Below are 23,866 nucleotides of genomic sequence, written 5' to 3' on the forward strand. Positions count from 1 at the left end.
AATATTAATTAAGTTCTTTTTTAATTAAGCAGAGAAAGAAGATCCACAACCACAAGTAGTTTGCGCATTTGGATTCTTAATCACAAACTGTGAGCCGTTGATATCTTCTTTGTAATCAATCTCAGCGCCAACTAAATATTGGAAGCTCATTGAATCTACCAACAAGGTAACGCCATTCTTTTCAAAGAGAGTATCGTCTTCATTCACAGCGTCATCAAATGTGAAGCCATACTGAAATCCTGAGCAACCGCCACCTTGAACGAATACGCGCAGCTTCAATTCTGGATTGCCTTCTTCAGCAATCAAGTCCGCCACTTTCGCAGCAGCGCTATCCGTGAACACCAATGGGGTTGGCGGCTCGGCTAAATCTTGTGCAGGTTGTGTAGCTAATTCGGTCATGATTTACTCCTAATTCAAAAGGCAATGTCTTATTTTAGGCTTTTAATGCCCAGTTTGCTGAAGGGTCATTATGGGGAAACAGCGATCTGGGTAAGGCCCATAGTCTCTGGTAACCCAAACATCAGGTTCATACACTGCACACCTTGGCCTGAAGCGCCCTTCACCAAATTGTCCTCAACTACCAAAATAACTAAAGTATCACCGCCGCCTGGACGATGGATCGCAATCCGAATACCGTTGCTACCCCGCACAGAACGCGTCTCTGGATGACTGCCTGCTGGCATGACATCGACAAATGGCTCATCCTTATAGAAACTCTCATACAGCTTTTGGTAATCAACCTCTTTACCAGCCTCAGTCAAACGGACGTACAAGGTCGAATGAATACCTCTAATCATCGGCGTTAAATGCGGCACAAAGGTCAAACCGATCTGATCATGGCCAGCAATTGCCTTTAATCCCTGCTCAATCTCTGGAAGATGACGGTGTCCTTTAACGCTATAAGCTTTAAAGTTGTCCGCTGCTTCAGACAATAGTGTGCCGATCTCTGCTTTCCGGCCAGCACCAGAAGTGCCTGACTTTGAGTCAGAAATAATATGCGTGCCATCGATGAGGTGTTTGCCGCCAGTCGATTTAGGTGATAGCAAAGGCGCTAGACCTAGCTGCACTGATGTTGGATAGCAACCCGCCAAACCAACTACGCGCGCTTTCTTAATGTCCTCACGGTTAATCTCCGCCAAACCATAAACCGCTTCAGCCAAAATTTCTGGGCAAGTGTGCTCCATGCCATACCACTTTGCAAATTCTTTGACATCCTTCAAACGAAAGTCTGCGGCAAGATCCAAAATCTTCACATTGTTAGCGAGCAATTCTTTTGCTTGTGCCATTGCAACGCCATGTGGAGTTGCGAAGAACACCACATCACATTCATTCAGCTTGGCTTCATCAGGCGTTGTAAATTTGAGAGCAACACGGCCACGCAAAGATGGAAACATCTCAGCCACTGGCATGCCAGCTTCTGTGCGAGAAGTAATTGCAGTGAGCTCTACCTCAGGATGCTGCGCCAATAAACGCAACAACTCCACTCCGGTATATCCAGTGCCACCTACGATGCCAACTTTAATCATGCCATTCTCCAAAATACCGATCATGAGAAGTTTTTTTTAAAACTTCTGAATACCTCAATTGTAGAAACAAAAAGGGCCGCTTGCGCGACCCTTTCGATAAAACTTGAGCGACTGAAAGAATTAGCGCTTGCTGAACTGCTTACGACGACGCGCGCCGTGCAGACCAACTTTTTTACGCTCAACTTCACGAGCATCGCGAGTTACCAAACCTGCTTTAGACAGGGCTGGCTTCAAGGCGTTGTCGTAGTCGATTAATGCACGAGTAACGCCGTGACGAACTGCACCAGCTTGGCCAGTTTCACCGCCACCAGAAACGTTTACTTTGATATCAAAGGTCGTTAAGTGGGCTGTGAGAGCCAAAGGCTGACGAGCGATCATGCGTGATGTTTCACGAGCAAAATAGGCATCGATAGGCTTACCATTAACAATGATTTCGCCCTTGCCAGATTTAATGAATACACGCGCCACAGAACTCTTGCGACGACCAGTACCGTAATTCCAATTTCCGTAATTAATAGCCATTTGGGTTCCTTAAATCTCTAACGCTTTAGGCTGTTGAGCCGTGTGCGGATGATTAGCGTCGCCATAAACTTTCAATTTCTTGATCATGGCATAGCCTAGTGGGCCTTTTGGCAACATACCCTTCACAGCCTTCTCCAAAGCGCGACCTGGGAAACGGTCTTGCATCTTGTCGAAGTTGGTCGAGCTAATACCACCTGGGTATCCGCTGTGACGGTAATAAATTTTGTTCAAGCCTTTTGTGCCTGTGACACGGAGCTTAGATGAATTGATGACAACGATAAAGTCGCCAGTATCAACGTGTGGGGTGTATTCAGGCTTGTGCTTGCCGCGTAGACGGAGTGCCACTTCACTGGCGACACGACCGAGGACTTTGTCCGTAGCGTCAATCACGAACCATTCATGCACTACCTCATGGGATTTTGCAGAAAAAGTTTTCATGATTTCTCAAATTGTTATAGTCAAAAAAATTACCCCAACCAAATTACATCCACCTTGGCCCTGCTTATGTTTGCAAGCTCGCAGATTCTGCAATTTACTTGGTACAACAAATTACCGCTGACCGGCTCGGTAATTCAGTAAAGCCTTGAATTGTAACCTAAAAAAAACCCAGGAACGAGTCCTGGGTTGGAATCCACCTATGTTTGGGTGGAGGAGACACTGGGAGGTAAGTCGCAGTCTTATACAAGACTGACTACCAATATGGTTATTGTATCCATATGCATGGTGCGACGCAAGAATATTGATCAAAATCAATTTTTTTATGTTGCTGTGCAGCAACTTGATTTCCCATAAAATAGGTAAACTATTGATAATATTGATTAATTTAGTAAGTTAGGGGTCACTAATAATGGAATGTCGAGTAAGTTGGTTGGGTAATGGCGGGATGGCTTTTTCTGCAGAAACTGGCAGTGGCCACCTCGTAAACATGGATGGTGCCCCTGAAGCTGGTGGCAAAAACCTCGCTCCAAGGCCAATGGAGCTGCTTTTAGTGGGTGCAGGCGGATGCTCTGCATTTGATGTGGTTTTAATCCTACAGAGGGCCCGCCAAGCCATTACCGGCTGTGAAGTAGCCCTCCAGGCTGAGAGGGCTTCAGAAGACCCGAAAGTCTTTACTAAGATTAATTTGCACTTTACGGTCAAAGGAAAAGACCTAGATCAGGCAAAGGTAGATCGCGCCGTAAAGCTCTCACATGAAAAATATTGCTCGGCTACGACTATGTTGGCTAAAACTGCAGAACTGACCTACAGCGTCGAAATCATTGCGGAATAAGTGCAGAGTCAATCGATAAGCCGGATTCTGTCGCCTAGATTTGCATCTAGGGGCAATCATTCCTCTAGGCCGGCAGTTACCTGACGGCTCAAGCTCCCTACCCGCAGACTCAGCGGGACGCCTCATCGCCTGCTTACTTGGGATTGCTCCAGGTGGAGGTTACCGCGTTTCACCGTAACTAAATACGCTCGTCTCTGTGGCCCTATTCCTCACGTCGCCGTGGATGGCCGTTAGCCATCACCCTTCCCTATGGAGTCCGGACTTTCCTCCCCCTCAATAAAGAGGCGGCGATTGCCCAATTGACTCTGCGCCTGCAGTCTAACGCAGTCAGGCCAATTTGGCTAAGAAAGTAATGATTTGTGTTTTTTAAACGAGTGACCAGGCGATGGTTTCGCCAGCACGCAAAGGGACAATGGTGGTGTCGCCTAATGGCAATTCAGCAGGGATGCTTTGCGCTTGCTTTACCAGAGTAATTTTTTTGCTATTGCGTGGCAGAGAATAAAAATCAGGGCCAAAGAAACTAGCAAAGCCTTCTAACCGGTCTAACTTACCAACACTCTCAAATGCTTCTGCATATAAACCTAAAGCATTAAAGGCGCTGTAACAACCCGCGCAACCACAAGCTGCCTCCTTGACGTCCTTAGCATGAGGCGCACTATCCGTACCCAAGAAGAAACGAGAGTTACCACTGGTCGCAGCCTCTAAAAGTGCAACGCGATGTTCTTCGCGCTTAAGCACAGGTAAACAATAATTGTGTGGACGAATGCCACCAGCAAAAATAGCATTGCGATTCATGAGTAGATGCTGCGGAGTAATCGTGGCTGCAATCGTATTCTTTCCACCCGTTGCTGCATCACGCACATAGTGGGCTGCTTGCTTGGTAGTGATGTGCTCAAACACAATCTTGAGCTCAGGAAATTTTTTACGAAGAGGCTCTAAAACCGTATCAATGAATACCGCTTCACGATCAAAGATATCGATTTCAGAGCTGGTTACTTCACCATGCACTAAGAGCGGCATACCAACAGCTTGCATCGCTTCTAATGCCGCATGGCAATGTTTAAGATCACTGACACCGGCGTCACTATTCGTCGTTGCACCTGCTGGATATAACTTAAAACCTACAATGCCTGCAGCCTTGGCCTTACGAACCTCATCTGTAGAAGTATTGTCAGTGAGATACAAAGTCATCAAAGGCGTGAAGTCACTGACACCCAGAGACTTTAAATTCGATTCAATGCGAGATTGATAGGCCTTAGCCAAATCCACAGTAGTTACTGGTGGTTTGAGATTGGGCATGATGATCGCACGCGCAAATTGACGCGCAGTGTCTGCCAACACATCTTTCATCACTTCACCATCACGAATGTGCAAATGCCAATCGTCCGGCTGAATCAGTTGAATTTGTGTAGGGCTATTAGACATATTATTTATCGAGCAAGATAATGCGGAAATCATTCACGTTAGTAAGTGTAGGGCCAGTTTCCACTAAAGCGTCTAATTCTGCAAAGAAGCCATAGCAATCATGTGCTGATAAGAATTTCTCTGGAACCAGACCTGCAGTCTGGCTAGATTGGCGCACGGCGCTATCAAACCAGGCACCGGCGTTCTTTTCGCTACCATCAATGCCATCGGTATCCGCAGCCAAAGCAGCTATTCTTGGCAAATCAGAGCTAGCAGCTAAAAGTGAGAGTAGATATTCACTGCAACGACCGCCACGGCCTTTTACGTCTGCTGGAATCGTCACAGTACATTCACCCCCTGAAATGAGGGCAAGCGGACTATCAATTCCCTTAGCCATATAGTCACGAGCTAACGCAGCCTGCTCCACACCAACTTCTTGCGCCTCACCAGTAATAGTGTCCCCCAAAACAATGGGTTCATAACCCTGCGTGCTCACATAGTCAGCAGCAGCCTCTAAACTTTTATAAGCAGTTGCAATCACATGATTGGCCACTTGAGCGGAGATTAAATCAGAATCTTTCAGAGTCTCTGGCTTTTCACCAGCCAAACCTTGTTTGAGATGATTCAATACTGATCCAGGGATAACCGAATCATCTAAATCATATTTTTGCAAGATGTTGAGTGCATCTAAATAGGTTGAGTAGTCTGCAGCACACGGGCCGCTAGCAATATCGGCTGGTGAGTCGCCTGTGACATCAGAAATTAATAAAGCCTCGACTCGTGCGCCACGGGCGATAGCTACTCTAGCTAAATTGCCACCCAAGATTGCAGATAAATGTTTACGCACCACATTCATTTCTTCAATAGGTGCACCACTACGCAAAAGTGCTTCCGTGGTCTTACGCATATCATCAATCGAGATACCCTCTTGCGGCAGGGTAAGAAGGCTTGATCCACCACCAGAGACTAAGGCGATCAATACGTCGCCTTTTTCCAACTGATTGGTTAAGGCAAAAATTTCTTTAGCTCCATCCATGCCAGCTTGATCGGGCACTGGATGGCCAGCCTCTACGATCTTGATGAAGGAGGTTGGTGAGCCGTGACCATAACGCGTCAGCACAACGCCCTCTAACTTCACCTGTGGCCAATGGGATTTGGCATAAGCTTCTAATGCACTAGCCATCGAAGCGCTAGCCTTACCTGCACCTACTACCAAACATTTACCCTTAGGCTCTTGCCCAACTGGAAATATCTTTGCTAAGTACTGGGGAACAATGACCTGTGGATCAGCCACTGCCACTGCAGCAGCAAATGCATTTTTAAGAATTGCTTCTTTACTTGCTGCCATAGAGGGAAAAGAACTGTTTTGAGTCATCCAGCTATTCTAATCAACCGTGGCACGCTCTTGCATCTGCCACATCTCCGCGTACCTTCCTTGAGCTGCAAGCAACTCTTCGTGAGTTCCTCGCTCCACAATCTGACCACGGTCCATCACTAAAATTTGATCGGCATGAATAATAGTTGAAAGACGATGGGCAATAATGAGGGTTGTCCGGTTCTTGGCCAAACTGAGTAGCTCTTCCTGAAAAGCGCGTTCTGTTTTGGAGTCTAGAGCTGAAGTCGCTTCATCAAAAATCAACATGGCCGGTTTTTTGAGGAGTGTTCGCGCAATCGCTACGCGTTGTTTCTCACCCCCAGAAAGCTTCAAACCTCTCTCGCCAACCTGTGTGTCATACCCCTCTGGCAAGCGCTTAATAAAGCTATCGATTTGAGCTGCCCTAGCCGCCTCTTGCACCTCTTCAATCGTTGCTGAAGGATCGCCATAGGCAATATTGTAACCAATCGTGTCATTGAATAAAACGGTATCTTGCGGAACGATGCCGATTGCTTTACGCAAGCTAGCCTGTGTCACATCTTGAATATTCTGCCCTGCAATCAGAATTTCTCCTGACTGCACATCATAAAAACGGAATAGTAATCTGGCGAGAGTACTTTTACCTGCGCCACTTTGACCCACTACCGCCGTAATGGTTCCAGCAGGAATATTGAAGCTGACATCACGCAGAATTTCACGCTTGGCATCATAGTGAAACGACACATGCTCAAACCTAACGTCTGGGCCATGTCCCTGGTCATGAACTTGTAGCGGCCTTGCATCTGGAGAATCAGCAATCTCTTTATCGGTATTCAGCAATGAGAACATCCGATCCATATCCGTTAATGACTGCTTAATTTCACGATATATGACCCCCAAGAAATTAAGCGGAATATAGAGCTGAATCATCAAGGTATTTACCAGCACCAGATCGCCCAAAGTCATCGTGCCATTGACAACGCCGACAGTAGCGCGCCACAGAATCAACATTAAGCCGGTAGCAATAATGATCTGCTGGCCAAGATTTAATACGGCTAAGGTCTTTTGTGACTTCACTGCTGCAGATTGATAGCGCAGCAAGTTTTCATCGTAACGCCTGGCCTCAAAGGCCTCGTTACCAAAATACTTCACTGTTTCAAAGTTCAATAGAGAATCAATGGCCTTTTGATTGGCTTTTGAATCCATATCATTCATGGTGCGGCGGTAATGGGTACGCCACTCAGTAACCATCACCGTAAAAACAATATAGAGGACTAAGGCTATAAATGTAATTGCAGCAAACCAAATATCGTATGAATAGGCAAGGTAGCCCAACACCAAAAAAAACTCAATTACTGTTGGCAAGATGCTATAGAGCGAGTAAGAAATCAGTGACTGAATACCACGTGTCCCGCGCTCAATATCTCGACTCACGCCACCCGTCTGACGGGCTAGATGAAAGCTCAGCGCAAGTGAATGCAAGTGCTCAAATACCTGAAGCGCTACTTTACGAACTGCATTCTGGGTAACCTTGGCAAATAAAGCTTCACGCAACTCTGTAAACAAGGATGCGGAAATTCTTAATAAGCCGTAGGCCAGAATAATTCCCAAGGGAACAGCCAAAAGGGCTTGGGGAGAACTTGCTTTGATATCCAAAGAGTCAATTAACTCTTTCATCACAATTGGAATGCCGAGATTAACGACCTTGGCAGCTATTAAACAGCTCAGGGCAATAATTACCCGAAAGCGATACTCCAGAAGATAAGGGAGGAGATCACGAATGACGCGCCAATCACCGCGCCCTGGTGTTTTTGAATCTGCGCTACCGTGATGATGTCCTGATGAATGTCTCATCGCTCTATCTTATTCCTAATCGGCTATTTGACTCGGCTTAGTTCGCAGAAAATAATTTCAAAATAGCTTCGCCATTGCTACGAGAAAAACATTTCTTAGCGGCCTCTTCATAAGGGAGCCACTCATATGCAACATGCTCCCTTGGGGCAAGTGTGATTGGAGTGCTATCCGGAACTTCTAGCGCAAACCAATGTTCGATATTTCGGGTAACACCTGGGGCATAACGAAATCGCCACTCAGGATAGATTTCATACTCGATGTGATGATGCAGGTTTTGCAACGCCTCTTTTGGTAGGCGCACCACCGCAATCCCCGTCTCTTCAAATACTTCTCGCGTAGCTGCTAAAGCCAGATCCTCATCGAGAGTATCAAGACTACCAGTGACAGATTGCCAAAAGCCAGAGCGGTCAGCACGCTCTATCAATAAAACATCCCTATTCGATTTGTAGATAACGACTAAAACCGAAATAGGGATTTTCAAGATGGTATTACTGAAGTTGCTTTATGCGGCAGGGGTAGCTTGACGCAAACGGATATGCAACTCACGCAGTTGACGCTCGTCTACTGGGCTTGGGGCCTGAGTTAACAAGCACTGCGCACGTTGTGTTTTAGGGAAAGCAATCACATCACGAATGGATTCTGCACCAGTCATCATCGTTACGATGCGATCCAGGCCGAACGCAATACCGCCGTGAGGAGGCGCGCCATACTGAAGTGCATCTAACAAAAAGCCAAACTTCGCTTGCGCTTCTTCTGCATCAATTTTCAATGCACGGAATACCTGGCTTTGAACAGCCTCTTGGTGAATACGGACTGAGCCGCCACCAATTTCACTACCGTTCAACACCATGTCATACGCTTTAGCCAAGCACTTACCTGGATCAGACTCCAGATACTTCATGTGCTCATCTTTAGGACTGGTAAACGGATGATGGCAGGCAACCCAACGGGCTTCGCCTTCGTCGTAGTCAAACATTGGGAAATCTACTACCCACAATGGTTTCCAACCTTCGGTAAAGAGACCATGCGCTTTGCCCCAAGCAGATTGGCCAATACGTAAACGTAAATTACCAATCGCATCGTTTACTACTTTTTCTTTGTCGGCACCAAAGAAAATAATGTCGCCATCTTTTGCACCAGTGCGCTTCAAGATGCCTTGAATCGCTGCATCATGCAAATTCTTCACGATTGGTGACTGCAAGCCATTGCGGCCTTCAGCAACGGAATTGACCTTAATCCAAGCCAAGCCTTTAGCGCCATAAATACTGACGAACTGAGTGTAGTCATCGATTTCGCTACGGCTAATTTCAGCACCACCAGGCACGCATAAGCCCACCACTCGTCCACCCACTTGGTTAGCGGCACCTGAGAACACCTTGAAATCAACGTCTTTCATTAAATCAGTCAATTCAGTGAATTCAAAGTTCACACGCAAATCTGGCTTATCAGAGCCAAAACGCGCCATACCTTCAGAGTAAGGCATGGTTGGGAATGGATTAGGCAACTCAACATTCATCGTCTTCTTGAAAATATGTCGAATCATGTTTTCAAACAAATCACGAATTTCTAACTCACTCAAGAAAGCAGTTTCACAGTCGATCTGAGTAAATTCAGGTTGACGATCCGCACGCAAGTCTTCGTCACGGAAACACTTGGTAATTTGATAGTAGCGATCAAAGCCAGCGACCATTAACAACTGTTTGAATAACTGTGGAGACTGTGGCAGCGCAAAGAACTGGCCATCATGAACACGGGAAGGCACCAAATAATCACGCGCGCCTTCTGGGGTGCTCTTAGTTAACATCGGTGTTTCGATATCGATAAAGCCAGCATCATCTAAATAACGACGACACTCCATCGCCACGTTGTAACGCAACCGTAAATTCTTTTGCATTTGTGGGCGACGCAAATCCAATACGCGATGAGTTAATCGAGTGGTCTCTGACAAATTCTCATCATCAATCTGGAACGGCGGAGTTACAGAAGCATTCAGAATCACCAAGCTATGGCAGAGGATCTCTACTTTTCCACTAACTAAATCCGTGTTCTCAGTGCCGGCAGGACGTGCACGTACAAGACCTTTAATCTGTATACAGAACTCGCTACGAACTTGCTCAGCAAGAGCAAACATTTCTGGGCGATCAGGATCGCAAACAACCTGTACAAAACCTTCGCGGTCACGCAAGTCAATAAAGATCACGCCTCCGTGGTCACGACGGCGATTAACCCATCCAGCAAGAGTGACTTCTTGACCAATCAGTGAATCGGTGACCTGGCCGCAGGTATGGCTTCGCATTGACATAACAATTTCCTATAAATCAAAAATGGTGTGGCAACTGGGATGCAGTTAAACCACTAGAACTATTGGGGGGAACAGAGCCCATTGAAACAATATGTTTCAGAGCCTCTTCCACACTCATCTCTAATTCAATCGTTTGTGCACGTGGCACGATCATGAAAAAACCAGAGGTTGGATTTGGGGTTGTAGGCAAAAATACGTTGACGTAATCTTCACCCAATTTGGCAGTTACTTCTCTTGCGGGAATGCCAGTTTGAAAAGCAATCACCCAAGAATCCGCATGGGGATATCGAATCAGCAAGGCTTTGCTAAAAGCTTGCCCACTTCCAGAAAATAAAGTGGATGAGACTTGCTGAACGCTGGAATAAATGGAACGAACAATCGGTATGCGATTAACAAATTTATCCCAAACTTTTAACCACCACTGTCCGGCAAAATTAATTGCGGTCAATCCAGTGAGAAGGATGACCACAATGACAATCAGTATTCCAACACCCGGGAGGTCGCGGAAATGCTGCAAATCTCTAGCGGCATCCTCAGGGAGAACAATAATAATGGCGTGCATTACAGAACCAAAAACACCATCGAGCAGGCCCAAGCCCCAAGCAATCACCCAAATGGTGATCGACAAGGGTGCCCAAACGAGGATGCCAGCGATAAAGTATTTTTTCATGTGTTCTGCCTAACCCGCTATTTTAGCGGGTTAGCAGCCAATCAGCGAGAGACTAATAAATGCCTAGGCTGATGATCAAAATTCCAGCCAAAAACCCGCCAGCAAAGAGTAAAGCGCCTGCCAAAAGGCGATGTGTACGTCTTTCTTGCAATAAAAGGGCCTTTAAGACCTCTAATTCGCCATTTTGGTCTTTGATGGGGGAACGGGCCTGCGCTAGGCTATCCGCAATCAAACGGGGCAATGTTGGCAGAATTTTGGCCCAAGTAGGCGCCTCTTCCTTGATGCCATCAATGAGACCACGCCACCCCAACTGCTTGCTTACCCATTTTTCCAGAATCGGCTTAGCCGTTTTCCAAAGATCCAGGTCGGGATCCAGTTGACGAGCCAGACCCTCGACATTCAAGAGGGTTTTTTGTAGCAAAGTGAGTTGCGGCTGAATTTCCACCTTAAAGCGACGCGATGTTTGAAATAGGCGCATCAGCACGATGCCCAAGGAAATTTCTTTCAGGGGGCGATCGAAATACGGTTCGCAAACTGAACGTACCGCACCCTCTAATTCTTCAACGCGGGTATTCGCCGGAACCCAACCCGATTCAATATGTAACTCAGCAACTCGGCGGTAATCGCGATTAAAGAATGCCAGAAAATTCAAGGCTAAATAATTTTTGTCAGATTCGCTTAATGCACCAACAATTCCAAAATCTAGAGAAATGAAACGGCCAAATGTTTCTGGCTCTAAGCTAATCATAATGTTGCCGGGATGCATATCTGCATGGAAGAACCCATACTCAAACACTTGAGTAAAGAATATCTCTACGCCATCTGAAGCCAACTTCTTAAAGTCAACGCCCGCCTCTCTGAGTGCTGCCGTTTTACCAATTGAGATGCCATACATTCTCTCCATGACAATCACATTGGTGTGACATAAATCCCAATACATCTCGGGAATCATTAACTTATTCGAATCCGCAAATTGCCTACGTAGCTGACTCGCATTAGCGGCTTCGCGCATGAGATCAAGCTCATCATGCAAATAAGTATCGAACTCCGAAACGTTCTCACGCGGTTTTAAACGGCGGCCATCTTCGGAGCTTTTTTCAATCACTTTAGCTAAGTCGTACATCAAAGCCAAATCACCCTCAATCACCGGCAAAATACCGGGGCGCAAGACCTTGATGGCTACTGAACGACCCTCCCATTCAGGATGCTTATCTGTGCCACGCAAGACTCCGAAGTGCACCTGTGCCACTGAGGCACTAGCGACAGGTGTTGCATCAAAGCTAATAAACACTTCTTCAATTGGTTGACCTAGATCCGCTTCAATCAAGCGACGAGATTCTTCGTTTGAGAATGGTGGTACCTGATCTTGTAATTTAGCCAATTCATTAGCGATATCTTCTGGCAATAAATCGCGACGTGTAGAAAGTACTTGACCAAATTTCACAAAAATAGGGCCTAGTGCCTCTAGCGTCAATCGAATACGCTCACCTCTAGGTAAATGACTGCCAGGAGACATCCAGCAAAGTACTGTTAAGAATCCGCGACGAATGCCCGGCTTTAGAAGATCACGAAGTAGTGGCAATAAACCATAACGCCATGCGGTAAAGAAAATGAAAAAGAGACGAGCAATTCGACGCACGATTTATTTAGCCTTTTGCTCTAGAAGTTGAATACGTTTTTCCATACGATCTACAGACTCGCGCAAATCACTTAATTCGGATTTACGAACCATAAAGTCTCGTTTATTTAAAAGCACTTTCTTTTCTTCGCTGACATACTCCACTACATTGTCCAGCAAATCGCTTGCAGCAGAACGTGTGGCAGACACAAACTTTTTACCCTGCCTTACGGCAAAGTTTGCAGGTGCATCTCCAACCAGACGAGCTAAATCTTCCTCGTATTCCCAGCGCAACTGTCCTGCAAGACGACCCAATAATTGGGCCAAGTCTGCATCACCAGTAATTTTGACTGCTTTGAAAGCCTGCTCTCGCAAAGAACCGGTACTGCCTGCCAAGTCACTCAATGCCTTGGCAGAAACCTCCAAAGTGAGCGAAGGTGCCTCAATCTCTTTTAAGCTAGCCAATAAACCATCTGGCTTGATCTCAAAACACAGATTACCTAGCGGAAGTTGTAACAAGATTGTTTTGTTGGCATGACGAGCCAATTCTGTAGACGCCCAAGGCTCGCTATCCAACACGTGATTAATCCCCCGGCAGGCTGCGCCAGAAGCAATCGTATGGGTAGTCGAAAAATGTCTATTCATGAGTGTAAAAAACCCGCACTAGTGCGGGTTTTCCGACGGAAAGTACCTAAAGCTTAAACCAACTGGGAAATACCCGCCAGTACCCAGCCGCCAGGACCTTCCACAGGCTTGCTTAAATTCCAGATTTCGGAGAAGTCGCTCGCTGGAGCTCCCTGCTGCTCACGAATCATGCCGCTGAACTGAACGCTACAGAAATAATGGGCATCTGCCGTCTCAACCCCTAAGAGCTGAGCATTAATAGTCACGACATCTGTTTGATTACTGCCATCAGTTCTACCAGCTAAATCTTGCTGAATCGTGGCAAACATATCGGGAGTTGTAAATTCACGTAAGGATGCAAGATCACCTTGGTCCCAAGCTTTTTGCAAAGTTACAAAATATTGTTTTGCATTTTCCAAAAATGTTTGCTGATCGAAACCAGGGGGCAAAGTTGACTGAAATACCTCAGGCTCTGTACTCACCCCACCGAATGCATTTGCAGCAGGAGTGAATGCAGGTTCTTGTCTGGGCATCTCAACGCTATTGCGCTGCATGCCTTGTGATGGCGCATTTGAGTTTTGACCAGCACCAGACATCGCTGGCAATAATCTACGAATCACAAACATAATGACAAAGCCAGCCAACATTGCGATCAGCAAACCAGTAATTAATGAAGAGGCTGCTTCACCTAAACCAAAATGCGATAAGAGGTAACCAATTCCCAGGCCCGCAGCTAAGCCACCCAAAATACCACCCATGCCACCAAAACGACTAGGCGCAGGTGCTTGAGGGGCGGGGGCTGGGGAAGTCGGCTGTGCTTGCTGAACTGGCTTTTGCACAGGAGCAGCCTGACGTTGCATTGGTGCACTTGGCGCGCGTCCAAGACTTCTTCCGCCACCTAAGCGAGCAGCATCAACCTGACCAACCATTGCAATGATCAAAGTAAAGCTCAAGAGAACTGCTTTAAAAAAATGTTTATTCATTTTTAGATTTACCCCTTCTGATAACTACTCAACTTCTTTAGTTTTTAAGACTTTAAAAACTATACGACTATTAGTATTTAATACCAATATGTAAGGCAACGATACCCCCAGTCATCCTGTGGGTTTCCACTTCATCAAAACCAACCCCCAACATCATTTCTTTAAGGGTTTCTGCATCGGGATGCATGCGAATCGATTCAGCTAAATAGCGATAGCTTTCTGAATCTTGTGCAATCTTCTCACCCAACCAAGGCAAAACCTTAAATGAATAAGTGTCATATACGGGTTGCAAAAAGGCATCAGGCTTAGAGAACTCCAATACCAAAACACGGCCACCAGGTTTGATCACACGGCACATTTCACCTAAAGCGATCTCTTTATGTGTCATGTTACGCAAACCAAAGGCAACGGTCACCACGTCAAAATGATTATTCGGAAAAGGAATTTTTTCGGCATCAAACTGAACGCAAGGCAAAGCCATACCGCGATCCAATAGGCGGTCACGCCCCACACCCAACATAGAAGCATTGATATCACTTAACCAAACTTGAGCATCTGGGTTGCGTCCCCAATCAGCCGCTTTTGCGAAAGCCGCGGCGAGATCGCCAGTACCGCCAGCAATGTCCAAAATCTTTTGGCCAGGACGAACATTTGCACGAGCAATCGTCACTTTTTTCCAAACCCGATGCAGCCCGAATGACATCAGGTCATTCATGACGTCGTACTTGCTGGCTACCGAATGAAAAACCTCGGCAACCTTGCCGGCTTTTTCAGCTTCATCAACACTTTGATACCCGAAGTGCGTTTTACTCATTAGTGACTTCCACAAGAATGGCCTGATGCACTGCCTGCTTGTGTCATCGGTGTATCGCGGTCTAAGCCAGCAGCGGCCAATTTATCTAAATGCTCTTTCCATAACTGCTCCTGGTTCTCACACAGAAACAATAAGTAATCCCAGGTAAACAAGCCAGAGTCATGCCCATCCGAAAAGCTGGGCTTGAGTGCATAGTGCCCAACAGGTTCAATATTGGCGATCAAAACATCACGCTTACCCGTCTGCAATGTTTCCTGCCCAGGCCCATGGCCCTGAACTTCGGCGGAAGGAGATAAAACCCTTAACAATTCAAAAGGCAGGCGATAAGTCTTGTCACCCTCATAAGAGAGCTCCAAGACCTTGGATTGCTGATGTACAACGATATTGCTCGGAATCATTAAACGAGGACCCTCTCAATACCACCTTGGTTAGCCTTTGCTACATAGTCCTGCATCCAGTCTTTACCAAGTAGCTTCTGAGCCATTTCAACAACAATGTAATCGGCTGTAGTGTCGCTATCTGCATCAAAACGTGTCAGACCTTGTAAGCATGATGGGCAACTAGTTAACACTTTGACTTCGCCAGTGAAATCATCTTTGCGCAATTCAGTCGCCGCTTTTTCCATCTCAATCTGTTTGCGGAAACGCACTTGAGTAGAAATATCAGGACGTGTGACGGCTAATGTGCCAGATTCACCGCAGCAACGATCATTCTTCGCAATCGCCTTACCATCTTCGAGTTGAATTAACTCATTCACCGTCTTCAAAGGGTCTTGTAACTTCATTGGAGAGTGGCAAGGATCGTGATACATATACTTCACACCAGTTACGCCAGAGAGCTTAACGCCCTTCTCTGCCAAGAACTCATGAATATCAATAATGCGGCAGCCAGGGAAAATCTGTTCGAACTGGTAGCCAGCTAACTGGTCATAACAAGTGCCACAAGAAACAACCACGGTCTTGATATCCAAGTAATTGAGGGTATTGGCAACACGATGGAATAACACACGGTTATCCGTGATCATCTTCTCTGCTTTATCAAAGTCGCCATTACCACGCTGTGGGTAGCCGCAACAGAGATAGCCTGGTGGCAGAACCGTTTGAACACCTACATTCCACAACATCGCCTGAGTAGCCAAACCAACCTGAGAGAACAAGCGCTCAGATCCGCAACCCGGGAAGTAGAACACCGCCTCAGTATCTGCAGAAGTTGTCTTAGGATCACGAATAATTGGAACGTAGTTCGCATCCTCAATGTCCAACAAAGCACGCGCCGTTTTCTTGGGTAGATTGCCAGGCATCTTCTTATTTACAAAAAAGATCACCTGCTCTTTAACGCTCGGCTTTCCTACTGTTGCAGGCGGATGGGCAGTTTGTTTTTTCGCAAACTTCCGTAAGACATCATTACCCAGGCGTTGCAACTTATAACCCCAACCGATCATCGTCTTGCGAGCAAGATTAATCGATTCTGGGCTGGTGGCATTCAAGAAGAACATGGATGCTGCTGTGCCAGGATTAAAGCGCTGCTGTCCCATCTTGCGCAAGAGATTACGCATGTTCATGGTCACATCACCAAAGTCGATATTGACCGGGCATGGAGTTAAGCACTTATGGCAAACCGTGCAATGCGCTGCGACATCATCAAACATTTCCCAATGGCGAATCGAAACACCACGTCGAGTTTGCTCTTCATATAGGAAGGCTTCAATCAATAGTGATGTTGCGAGGATTTTGTCGCGCGGGCTGTAAAGCAGGTTTGCACGTGGTACATGGGTTGAGCAAACAGGCTTGCATTTACCGCAACGTAAACAATCTTTTACGCTATCGGCAATAGCACCAATATCGCTTTGCTGCATGATGATTGACTCATGGCCCATCAAACCAAAGCTAGGCGTGTAGGCCATGCTCAGATCAGCATGTGGCATCAACTTGCCTTTATTAAAGCGACCTTCTGGATCAACGCGATTCTTATAGCTGCGGAAATCTTTGAGTTCAGCTTCTGTTAAATACTCTAATTTAGTAATACCAATACCATGCTCACCGGAAATCACACCGTCTAATGAGCGGGCTAATTTCATGATCCGATCTACGGCGCGATGCGCATCTTGCAACATCTCGTAGTCATCCGAGTTCACCGGGATATTGGTATGAACGTTGCCATCGCCAGCATGCATGTGCAACGCGACGAATACGCGCTTACGCAACACGTTTTTGTGAATTGCTTCTAGCTCGGCCAGAATCGGCTCAAATGCCAAACCACCAAAGATGATGCGCAACTCTGAGCGCACTTCCTCTTTCCATGAAGCGCGCAGACTGTAATCCTGCAGTCGCGGAAAATAAGAGTCCATCTCAATGAGCCACTCAGCCCAACGCCCACGGACCTTGGCAATAAGCTCTAGGGCTTGCTGAACACGATCTCCCAAGATTTCTGCTGTAGGGATCTCATACTCAGCATCACTCTTACCTAGCGGTAATGCGCTCTTTTTCAAGAAAGTCTCAAGACCATCGAGTACTTGCAACTTGTTCTTGAGAGAGAGCTCAATATTGATGCGATCGATACCGTCGGTGTACTCACCCATACGCGGCAAAGGAATCACGACGTCTTCATTAATCTTGAAAGCATTGGTATGACGGGCAATCGCAGCTGTGCGGGCACGATCGAGCCAGAACTTCTTACGAGCCTCAGCGCTGACTGCAACAAAGCCTTCGCCAACACGTAAGTTCGCCATCCGCACTACCTCACTAGTAGCTGCAGCAACGGCTTCTTCATCATCGCCAGCAATATCGCCAATCAATACCATCTTCGGCAAGCTATTGCGCTTTGATTTAGTTGAATAACCCACCGCTCTTAAATAGCGATCGTCCAAATGCTCTAGGCCGGCCAAGATTGGGCCACCTTGCTTGCTTAAGCCATCTAAGTATGCTTTGATCTCCACAATACTGGGGATCGCTTCTCGCGCTTGACCAAAAAACTCCAAGCAAACCGTGCGCATGAATTTAGGCATGCGATGCAATACCCAAGTTGCGCTAGTAATCAAACCATCACAACCTTCTTTTTGCACACCAGGTAAACCTGATAAAAATTTATCAGTAACGTCTTTACCTAAACCTTCTTTGCGGAAACGTCTGCCTTCAACTTCTAATAATTCTGTTTTTAGAATGCGCTGACCCGGCTCGCTATTGCCATCAGACCAAGTGAGCTGAAAGCGGACAGTTGCCACATCATGGATCTTGCCCATATTGTGTTCAAGACGCTCGATATCCAACCAATTGCCTTGCGGATCCACCATGCGCCAGCTAGCCAGATTATCTAAAGCAGTTCCCCAAAGAACCGCTTTCTTACCACCCGCATTCATGGCAATATTGCCGCCAATGCAGCTTGCATCGGCAGAAGTAGGATCAACTGCAAACACAAGACCAGCATGCTCTGCAGCATCAGATACGCGACGGGTCACAACGCCTGCGCCAGTAAAGATGGTAGATACTTCACGATCTAAGCCTGGTAGTTTTTTAGCTTTTACGCCGCCAATATCTTGTAACTTTTCAGTGTTAATCACTGCCGACATTGCATACAGCGGAATAGCGCCACCGGTATAACCAGTACCACCTCCACGAGGAATAATGGTCAGCCCTAATTCAATACAAGCTTTCACTAAACCAGGAATTTCAGATTCGTAATCCGGCTTTAGAACAACGAGTGGAAACTCCACGCGCCAGTCTGTTGCATCGGTAACGTGAGCAGCACGAGACACACCATCAAAGCAAATATTGTCTGCAGCAGTATGACGACCTAACTCCTTACGAGCACGCTTACGAATGACTTCAACTTCTTTAAATCCGTTTTCGAAATTTTCGATTGCGCGATAAGCGGCACTTAATAGAATTTCTACTTGGTCAGCAGAATCACCACTATTGCGCTTCTTGACTTCGCCCAAGCGATGCCAGAGTGCATCAATTAATTGTTTGCGGCGATTGGGACTATCCAGCAAATCATCTTGCAAGAACGGGTTGCGCTGAACCACCCAAATATCACCCAGAATTTCAAACAGCATGCGAGCGGAACGACCTGTACGGCGAACGCCACGCAAGTTGTTGAGAACATGCCATGACTCCTCGCCCAATAGGCGAATCACAATCTCTCGATCAGAAAAGGAGGTGTAGTTGTAGGGAATTTCGCGAAGACGGGGGGAGCCCGCCTCAGCATCCAACAACTGGTTCAAAGCTAATGGTGCGTTCATAGCGACATATTTGATAAATAAGCATTTTAATTGAGTGAACCTGATAGTGGCAGGATTCCGAGAAAGTTGCTCCCCAAAGGGATAAACCCTTGCAAATCTAAGGGCTTAGGAGCCATCCGTGGTACGCTCATCGGATGGCAACGAACTATTTAAAGAAAATTTTATCGGCTCGCGTCTATGACGTAGCCAGAGAAACCGAACTTCAGCTCGCCCCAGAACTGACTAAGCGTTTGGGCAACCAGGTCTTACTTAAAAGAGAAGATAACCAGCCGGTTTTCTCCTTCAAACTCCGTGGCGCCTACAACAAAATGGCCCATTTACCCCCAGAAGCCCTAAAACGCGGGGTTATTACAGCTTCTGCAGGCAATCATGCCCAGGGTGTAGCCCTATCTGCCGCCAAAATGAAGTGCAAAGCCGTCATCGTGATGCCGGTCACGACCCCTAGCGTCAAAATTGATGCGGTCAAGGTCAGAGGCGGATCTTGGGTAGAAATCATCCTTCATGGTGAATCCTATAGCGATGCCTTTAAACATTCTGAGATTCTCGGCAAAAAACGGGGCTTAACTTTTGTCCACCCTTTTGATGATCCCGATGTCATCGCAGGTCAAGGAACGATTGCCCACGAAATTTTTACTCAATATGAAAAACCGATCGATGCGGTATTTGTTGCTATTGGCGGCGGCGGTTTAATTTCTGGCATTGGTGAATACATCAAAGCTGTTAGCCCAAAAACAAAAGTGATTGGTGTTCAAGCTTCTGACTCCGATGCCATGAATCAATCGCTCAAAGCAAATAAACGTATTGAGATGAAAGACGTCGGTTTGTTCTCAGATGGCACTGCTGTGAAATTGGTTGGCAAAGAAACATTCCGTATTTGCAAAAAAGTAGTAGACGAAATCGTCACAGTCGACACAGATGAAATCTGCGCAGCTATTAATGATGTGTTTACCGACACCCGCAGTATTCTTGAGCCCGCTGGCGCACTCGCCATTGCGGGCATGAAGAAGTATGTCGAGAAAAAACGTATCAAGAAGAAAACCTTAGTGGCTGTGGCTTGCGGGGCCAACATGAACTTTAGTCGCCTACGCTTTGTGGCTGAGCGCGCAGACGTTGGTGAGTTCCGCGAAGCGGTATTTGCAGTCACTATTCCTGAAGAACGTGGCTCCTTTAAACGCTTCTGCGAATTACTCGGCAAACGTAACGTGACTGAATTTAACTATCGTATTGGCGATCAAAGTGAAGCCCATATTTTTGTTGGCATCAGCACACAAAAATCCGGTGACAGCGAAGCGATTGCAAAGCATTTCCGCAAAGCCAAGTTTGCAACGATTGATCTCACGCATGATGAGCTAGCAAAATCGCATTTACGTCATATGGTTGGCGGGCATTCTGCACTGGCTAAAGATGAATTGCTCTATCGCTTTGAGTTCCCAGAGCGCCCAGGTGCTTTGATGAAGTTCTTAACCAGCATGGCCCCTAACTGGAATATCAGTTTGTTCCACTATCGCAATCACGGAGCCGACTATGGCCGCATTCTGATTGGTATTCAAGTACCGAAAAATGAGCAGAAGAAATTCCAAAACTTCTTGGCAACCCTAGGCTATCCACACTGGGATGAGACTAACAATCCCGCCTATCGCCTGTTCCTGAAATAAGCCCAATCTCAAATGTCATACACACTCACCGGAAAACTCGTCGTCGCGATCTCTTCGCGCGCCCTGTTTGATTTCGAGGAAGAAAATCGCATCTTCGAGTCAACCGATGACAGCGCTTATATGAAGTTGCAGTTAGAGCGCCTCAGTGAGGCCGCTCAAAAAGGGGTGGCATTCCCCTTGGTCAAGAAACTCCTCGCTTTTAATGATGAGGGTGAGCAACGTGTCGAAGTGGTCATTCTTTCTCGCAACGATCCGGTCAGCGGTCTGCGTGTATTCCGTTCAGCCGAGCATCATGGTCTACATCTTGAGCGTGGCGTATTTACAAGAGGTAGGCCTCCGTATCATTACTTGCGCTCTCTACATGCCAATCTCTTCTTGTCTGCAAATGAAGATGATGTGCGAGCAACGATTGATGCAGGCTTTCCTGCCGCTCGCGTGTATCCAGAGTCTAGTAAAACCGCCGAGTCCCATCCTAATGAAATCCGCATCGCGTTTGACGGAGACGCTGTCCTTTTCTCCGATGAAGCCGAGCAAGTCTTCCAGAAAAAAGGTCTTGAAGCCTTTGTGGATCACGAAAGTAAGAAGGTCGATATTCCCTTGCCTCCCGGCCCATTCAAACCTTTGCTAGAAGCCCTACACAGACTGCAACGCTCCACTAGTGAAAACGGTATGCGCATTCGGACGGCATTAGTTACAGCACGCTCTGCACCAGCCCATGAACGAGCCATTCGCACACTGATGGCATGGGGTATTGATGTGGATGAAGCGATGTTCTTAGGCGGCCTCTCAAAGAGCGAGTTCTTACGAGAATTCGAACCAGACTTTTTCTTTGATGATCAAACCGGTCATTGCCAGTCAGCTGCGTCTGTAGCACCAACGGGCCACGTGGTATCTGGCGTATCAAATAAACCTAAGAAGTAAGTGAAATACTGTAATGGCAACCTTACCCCTCGGACAATCAACGCAATACCCAGATCAATATGATCCGAGTGTGCTGTTTCCCATCCCCAGGTCTGAGAACAGAAAGAAGTTGGGCCTTAAAGAAGATCAAGCCCTACCCTTTGCTGGTGTTGATCTATGGAACGCCTTTGAGCTGAGCTGGCTTAATCAAAAAGGTAAACCGCAGATTGCTTTGGCGGAGTTTCAGATTCCTGCAGACTCACCGAACATGATTGAGTCTAAATCTTTCAAGCTTTATCTCAACAGCCTTAACAGCGCACGCTTTGAAGATGAGAATGAAGTTAAAGAGCGCCTCATTACTGACTTATCTGCAGTTGCTGGCAGCAAGATCACCACCCGCATCAACCTAACAGAGGCAGTCTCAAAAAAAGGGATGCAAGAAATGGGTGGCATTTTGATGGACAGATTAGATATTGAAGTAGACCCAAACCTACCCGCAGACCCAGGCCTACTTGGCGTCAATGAATCATTTGGTCCAATAGAGCAGTGTCTTGTCTCGCATCTTCTTAAATCCAATTGCCCAGTTACCGGTCAACCAGACTGGGCGAGCGTGCAAATTCGTTACCAAGGCAGGCCGATCCTTGAAGAGGGTTTATTACGCTATCTCATTGGCTTTAGGCAGTTAGGTGAGTTCCACGAGCATTGCGTGGAAACCATCTTTACTGACATCAAGCGTCAGTGCAAACCAGAGAAACTATCTGTCTATGCGCGCTACACAAGACGCGGCGGCTTAGATATCAATCCATTCCGCACAGACTACAACTCCCCTTGGCCAGAAAACATTCGACACGCACGTCAATAAGTCAAAACTTAAGGCGTCGTAGTCTGGATGCTTACTTGTGCGGGCTTGCCATATATCTTTTCCAGATTTGTATGAATACTTGGGGCCTGAGAAAAGCAGCTTTTCACTAAAGCTGGGTTCAAGTACCAGCCTGCATCCCCTTTTGCCTCATCAATAAATGACTTCATCACAATTGCACTGTCAACGTCATCAAGACCTGCTGACTTCAATTTCGATAAGGCAATGGAGCAGGCACGAGTGAGATCGGCCCCCTCCACTTTGGTCACTTGCTGCAAAAGACTTGGCGCTGAACTATTTAAGAGCTGCATAAAGTTTTGACTAGAACCGGGCACCTGGAAATTTAAAATATAATCTGATGACAGGTTTTCACGGGTAGCCAAATCCACAATGTTTGCCACAGTTGGATAGAAGATACTTCTAAAGTATTGAACCTCTAACTTCACTGTAAACATTAATTGCTTATCTGCTTTGGGATCTTTTTGTAGTTGCTGAATTTGTTTATCCGTCAGACTACTTACGCTTTGATCAATCTTGTATACAGGGATTTGCACTGCGCTAATTCCTCGACGCAACTCTGACCAGCTAAATGTCACAGGCACTTTTGCATCAATCATTCCCTGCAAAAGACTATTGGCTTTTTTCTGGGTATCGCTCATCACTGAATTACCAACAGTCGCTGAAATACCCCCAATCGCCGCTGCTGATCCGCCTGTTGCCACCATTGCCGCTGCGCCGAGAAGTAATTTTGCAGAACCCACAAAGTCTTGATTGGAATCATTCGAGCTTCTGACATTCAGGACCAAAGATAGATTTCCTGGATTAAATACTGAGTAAGCACCAAGACTGGTGATTGGCACTATCTGCAATGGTGTAGTGCTCAGAGAAGAGCACTCAGAGCCACTATCTCTACCATCAAAAGTCCCAATTGGAATGTCTACTTTATCAAGCTTACTCTTAAACCCATAGGTAACAACCGATAGAACAAGCTGAGTTTTATCCGATCCCCAGAAACTACGACTAGCCATCTGCGTGCATGTATTAACTGGAATCACTTCAGAAGTAATTGTTAGGTAGCCGTCATTGCCCCGGCCTTCTTGCAACCATTCGGGGGAATCTCCTTTAACAAAGGAAGGATTCATATCCGGAAAGAAGAAGGGGGCACCATAAGATAAGCTAGGCATGATGGCCGCAAGCACTACTGTGCATAGCAAAAATACTAACTGCCTTATTCCTCTGATATTCATATGGTTATTTTAAGGTCAATAGTGAAT

At 46.5% G+C, this 23,866-nt stretch carries 21 protein-coding genes and 1 other RNA gene; 4 read left to right on the forward strand and 18 right to left on the reverse strand.

Going from position 1 to position 23,866, the window contains the following annotated elements:
- Nucleotides 1-24 precede the first annotated feature (24 nt).
- From erpA to rplM, 4 genes are all read right to left on the reverse strand, one after another.
- Nucleotides 25-399, reverse strand: coding sequence for an iron-sulfur cluster insertion protein ErpA (gene erpA / locus VC182_RS04755; RefSeq protein WP_068319574.1), 375 nt, complete (start codon nucleotides 397-399; stop codon nucleotides 25-27).
- Between the two features lie 68 nt (nucleotides 400-467).
- Complete coding sequence (gene argC / locus VC182_RS04760; RefSeq protein ID WP_323484754.1) at nucleotides 468-1,526, reverse strand: N-acetyl-gamma-glutamyl-phosphate reductase; 1,059 nt, start codon at nucleotides 1,524-1,526, stop codon at nucleotides 468-470.
- Nucleotides 1,527-1,646: 120 nt separating this feature from the next.
- Nucleotides 1,647-2,048: a 30S ribosomal protein S9 gene (gene rpsI / locus VC182_RS04765; RefSeq protein WP_072582726.1), complete on the reverse strand. Its 402-nt coding sequence runs from the start codon at nucleotides 2,046-2,048 to the stop codon at nucleotides 1,647-1,649.
- Nucleotides 2,049-2,057: 9 nt separating this feature from the next.
- The gene (rplM, locus tag VC182_RS04770) at nucleotides 2,058-2,486 is read right to left on the reverse strand and encodes a 50S ribosomal protein L13 (RefSeq protein WP_072582725.1); all 429 of its coding nucleotides are present in this window, start codon (nucleotides 2,484-2,486) and stop codon (nucleotides 2,058-2,060) included.
- Nucleotides 2,487-2,895: 409 nt separating this feature from the next.
- Here rplM and VC182_RS04775 point away from each other — a divergent pair, with 409 nt between their 5' ends.
- Nucleotides 2,896-3,318 carry an OsmC family protein gene (locus VC182_RS04775; RefSeq protein ID WP_216120232.1) on the forward strand — a complete coding sequence of 141 codons (423 nt, stop codon included), beginning with the start codon at nucleotides 2,896-2,898 and terminating at the stop codon, nucleotides 3,316-3,318.
- On the opposite strand, the gene rnpB is transcribed toward VC182_RS04775, so the two are convergent.
- The 13 genes from rnpB to VC182_RS04840 form a co-directional block, all read right to left on the reverse strand.
- An RNA gene (gene rnpB / locus VC182_RS04780) (RNase P RNA component class A) lies at nucleotides 3,319-3,625 on the reverse strand.
- Nucleotides 3,626-3,684: 59 nt separating this feature from the next.
- Nucleotides 3,685-4,743, reverse strand: a complete 1,059-nt coding sequence (gene pyrC / locus VC182_RS04785; protein WP_323484662.1) for a dihydroorotase — start codon at nucleotides 4,741-4,743, stop codon at nucleotides 3,685-3,687.
- A gap of 1 nt (nucleotide 4,744) precedes the next feature.
- Nucleotides 4,745-6,097, reverse strand: coding sequence for a glycerate kinase (locus tag VC182_RS04790; RefSeq protein ID WP_323484663.1), 1,353 nt, complete (start codon nucleotides 6,095-6,097; stop codon nucleotides 4,745-4,747).
- Nucleotides 6,098-6,106: 9 nt separating this feature from the next.
- Complete coding sequence (locus VC182_RS04795; protein WP_323484664.1) at nucleotides 6,107-7,930, reverse strand: ABC transporter ATP-binding protein/permease; 1,824 nt, start codon at nucleotides 7,928-7,930, stop codon at nucleotides 6,107-6,109.
- Between the two features lie 37 nt (nucleotides 7,931-7,967).
- Entirely contained in the window at nucleotides 7,968-8,411 is a 444-nt protein-coding gene (nudB, locus tag VC182_RS04800) for a dihydroneopterin triphosphate diphosphatase (RefSeq protein WP_323484665.1), read from the reverse strand.
- A 21-nt stretch (nucleotides 8,412-8,432) separates the two neighbouring features.
- Entirely contained in the window at nucleotides 8,433-10,232 is a 1,800-nt protein-coding gene (gene aspS / locus VC182_RS04805) for an aspartate--tRNA ligase (protein ID WP_323484666.1), read from the reverse strand.
- Nucleotides 10,233-10,248: 16 nt separating this feature from the next.
- Nucleotides 10,249-10,902, reverse strand: a complete 654-nt coding sequence (locus VC182_RS04810) for a DUF502 domain-containing protein (protein ID WP_323484667.1) — start codon at nucleotides 10,900-10,902, stop codon at nucleotides 10,249-10,251.
- A gap of 52 nt (nucleotides 10,903-10,954) precedes the next feature.
- Nucleotides 10,955-12,541, reverse strand: coding sequence for a ubiquinone biosynthesis regulatory protein kinase UbiB (gene ubiB, locus VC182_RS04815; RefSeq protein ID WP_216120221.1), 1,587 nt, complete (start codon nucleotides 12,539-12,541; stop codon nucleotides 10,955-10,957).
- A gap of 3 nt (nucleotides 12,542-12,544) precedes the next feature.
- The gene (locus VC182_RS04820; protein ID WP_323484668.1) at nucleotides 12,545-13,165 is read right to left on the reverse strand and encodes a ubiquinone biosynthesis accessory factor UbiJ; all 621 of its coding nucleotides are present in this window, start codon (nucleotides 13,163-13,165) and stop codon (nucleotides 12,545-12,547) included.
- A 53-nt stretch (nucleotides 13,166-13,218) separates the two neighbouring features.
- Nucleotides 13,219-14,127 carry a Tim44-like domain-containing protein gene (locus VC182_RS04825; protein ID WP_323484669.1) on the reverse strand — a complete coding sequence of 303 codons (909 nt, stop codon included), beginning with the start codon at nucleotides 14,125-14,127 and terminating at the stop codon, nucleotides 13,219-13,221.
- Between the two features lie 70 nt (nucleotides 14,128-14,197).
- Entirely contained in the window at nucleotides 14,198-14,941 is a 744-nt protein-coding gene (gene ubiE / locus VC182_RS04830; RefSeq protein ID WP_072582714.1) for a bifunctional demethylmenaquinone methyltransferase/2-methoxy-6-polyprenyl-1,4-benzoquinol methylase UbiE, read from the reverse strand.
- Nucleotides 14,941-15,339 (reverse strand): gamma-butyrobetaine hydroxylase-like domain-containing protein, encoded by a 399-nt coding sequence (locus VC182_RS04835; protein WP_216243251.1) that lies wholly within the window; start codon nucleotides 15,337-15,339, stop codon nucleotides 14,941-14,943. The genes ubiE and VC182_RS04835 overlap by 1 nt, the downstream gene beginning before the upstream one ends.
- Nucleotides 15,339-19,178 carry an FAD/FMN-binding oxidoreductase gene (locus VC182_RS04840; protein WP_323484670.1) on the reverse strand — a complete coding sequence of 1,280 codons (3,840 nt, stop codon included), beginning with the start codon at nucleotides 19,176-19,178 and terminating at the stop codon, nucleotides 15,339-15,341. Before VC182_RS04840 ends, VC182_RS04835 begins: the two co-directional genes overlap by 1 nt.
- Before the next feature lie 134 nt (nucleotides 19,179-19,312).
- Here VC182_RS04840 and ilvA point away from each other — a divergent pair, with 134 nt between their 5' ends.
- Genes ilvA through queF form a run of 3 tightly spaced genes read left to right on the forward strand, consistent with a single transcriptional unit; the run spans nucleotide 19,313 to nucleotide 22,595 of the window.
- Nucleotides 19,313-20,833, forward strand: a complete 1,521-nt coding sequence (ilvA, locus tag VC182_RS04845; protein ID WP_323484671.1) for a threonine ammonia-lyase, biosynthetic — start codon at nucleotides 19,313-19,315, stop codon at nucleotides 20,831-20,833.
- A 12-nt stretch (nucleotides 20,834-20,845) separates the two neighbouring features.
- Entirely contained in the window at nucleotides 20,846-21,754 is a 909-nt protein-coding gene (locus VC182_RS04850) for a 5'-nucleotidase (protein ID WP_072582710.1), read from the forward strand.
- A 13-nt stretch (nucleotides 21,755-21,767) separates the two neighbouring features.
- Nucleotides 21,768-22,595: an NADPH-dependent 7-cyano-7-deazaguanine reductase QueF gene (queF, locus tag VC182_RS04855; protein WP_323484672.1), complete on the forward strand. Its 828-nt coding sequence runs from the start codon at nucleotides 21,768-21,770 to the stop codon at nucleotides 22,593-22,595.
- Nucleotides 22,596-22,603: 8 nt separating this feature from the next.
- Here queF and VC182_RS04860 read toward each other — a convergent pair whose 3' ends face one another.
- Entirely contained in the window at nucleotides 22,604-23,839 is a 1,236-nt protein-coding gene (locus VC182_RS04860; protein WP_216243242.1) for a hypothetical protein, read from the reverse strand.
- Nucleotides 23,840-23,866 lie beyond the last annotated feature (27 nt).

It is taken from the genome of Polynucleobacter sp. AP-Nickl1-40-C4 (assembly GCF_035012665.1).
In the GTDB taxonomy this organism is placed as follows: Bacteria; Pseudomonadota; Gammaproteobacteria; order Burkholderiales; family Burkholderiaceae; genus Polynucleobacter.

Bases quoted from the DNA above. Each gene is read 5' to 3' on its own strand.
- erpA (WP_068319574.1), bottom strand. From the start codon at position 399: ATGACCGAATTAGCTACACAACCTGCACAAGATTTAGCCGAGCCGCCA.
- argC (WP_323484754.1), bottom strand. From the start codon at position 1,526: ATGATTAAAGTTGGCATCGTAGGTGGCACTGGATATACCGGAGTGGAG.
- rpsI (WP_072582726.1), bottom strand. From the start codon at position 2,048: ATGGCTATTAATTACGGAAATTGGAATTACGGTACTGGTCGTCGCAAG.
- rplM (WP_072582725.1), bottom strand. From the start codon at position 2,486: ATGAAAACTTTTTCTGCAAAATCCCATGAGGTAGTGCATGAATGGTTC.
- VC182_RS04775 (WP_216120232.1), top strand. From the start codon at position 2,896: ATGGAATGTCGAGTAAGTTGGTTGGGTAATGGCGGGATGGCTTTTTCT.
- pyrC (WP_323484662.1), bottom strand. From the start codon at position 4,743: ATGTCTAATAGCCCTACACAAATTCAACTGATTCAGCCGGACGATTGG.
- VC182_RS04790 (WP_323484663.1), bottom strand. From the start codon at position 6,097: ATGACTCAAAACAGTTCTTTTCCCTCTATGGCAGCAAGTAAAGAAGCA.
- VC182_RS04795 (WP_323484664.1), bottom strand. From the start codon at position 7,930: ATGAGACATTCATCAGGACATCATCACGGTAGCGCAGATTCAAAAACA.
- aspS (WP_323484666.1), bottom strand. From the start codon at position 10,232: ATGTCAATGCGAAGCCATACCTGCGGCCAGGTCACCGATTCACTGATT.
- VC182_RS04810 (WP_323484667.1), bottom strand. From the start codon at position 10,902: ATGAAAAAATACTTTATCGCTGGCATCCTCGTTTGGGCACCCTTGTCG.
- VC182_RS04820 (WP_323484668.1), bottom strand. From the start codon at position 13,165: ATGAATAGACATTTTTCGACTACCCATACGATTGCTTCTGGCGCAGCC.
- VC182_RS04825 (WP_323484669.1), bottom strand. From the start codon at position 14,127: ATGAATAAACATTTTTTTAAAGCAGTTCTCTTGAGCTTTACTTTGATC.
- ubiE (WP_072582714.1), bottom strand. From the start codon at position 14,941: ATGAGTAAAACGCACTTCGGGTATCAAAGTGTTGATGAAGCTGAAAAA.
- VC182_RS04835 (WP_216243251.1), bottom strand. From the start codon at position 15,339: ATGATTCCGAGCAATATCGTTGTACATCAGCAATCCAAGGTCTTGGAG.
- VC182_RS04840 (WP_323484670.1), bottom strand. From the start codon at position 19,178: ATGAACGCACCATTAGCTTTGAACCAGTTGTTGGATGCTGAGGCGGGC.
- ilvA (WP_323484671.1), top strand. From the start codon at position 19,313: ATGGCAACGAACTATTTAAAGAAAATTTTATCGGCTCGCGTCTATGAC.
- VC182_RS04850 (WP_072582710.1), top strand. From the start codon at position 20,846: ATGTCATACACACTCACCGGAAAACTCGTCGTCGCGATCTCTTCGCGC.
- queF (WP_323484672.1), top strand. From the start codon at position 21,768: ATGGCAACCTTACCCCTCGGACAATCAACGCAATACCCAGATCAATAT.
- VC182_RS04860 (WP_216243242.1), bottom strand. From the start codon at position 23,839: ATGAATATCAGAGGAATAAGGCAGTTAGTATTTTTGCTATGCACAGTA.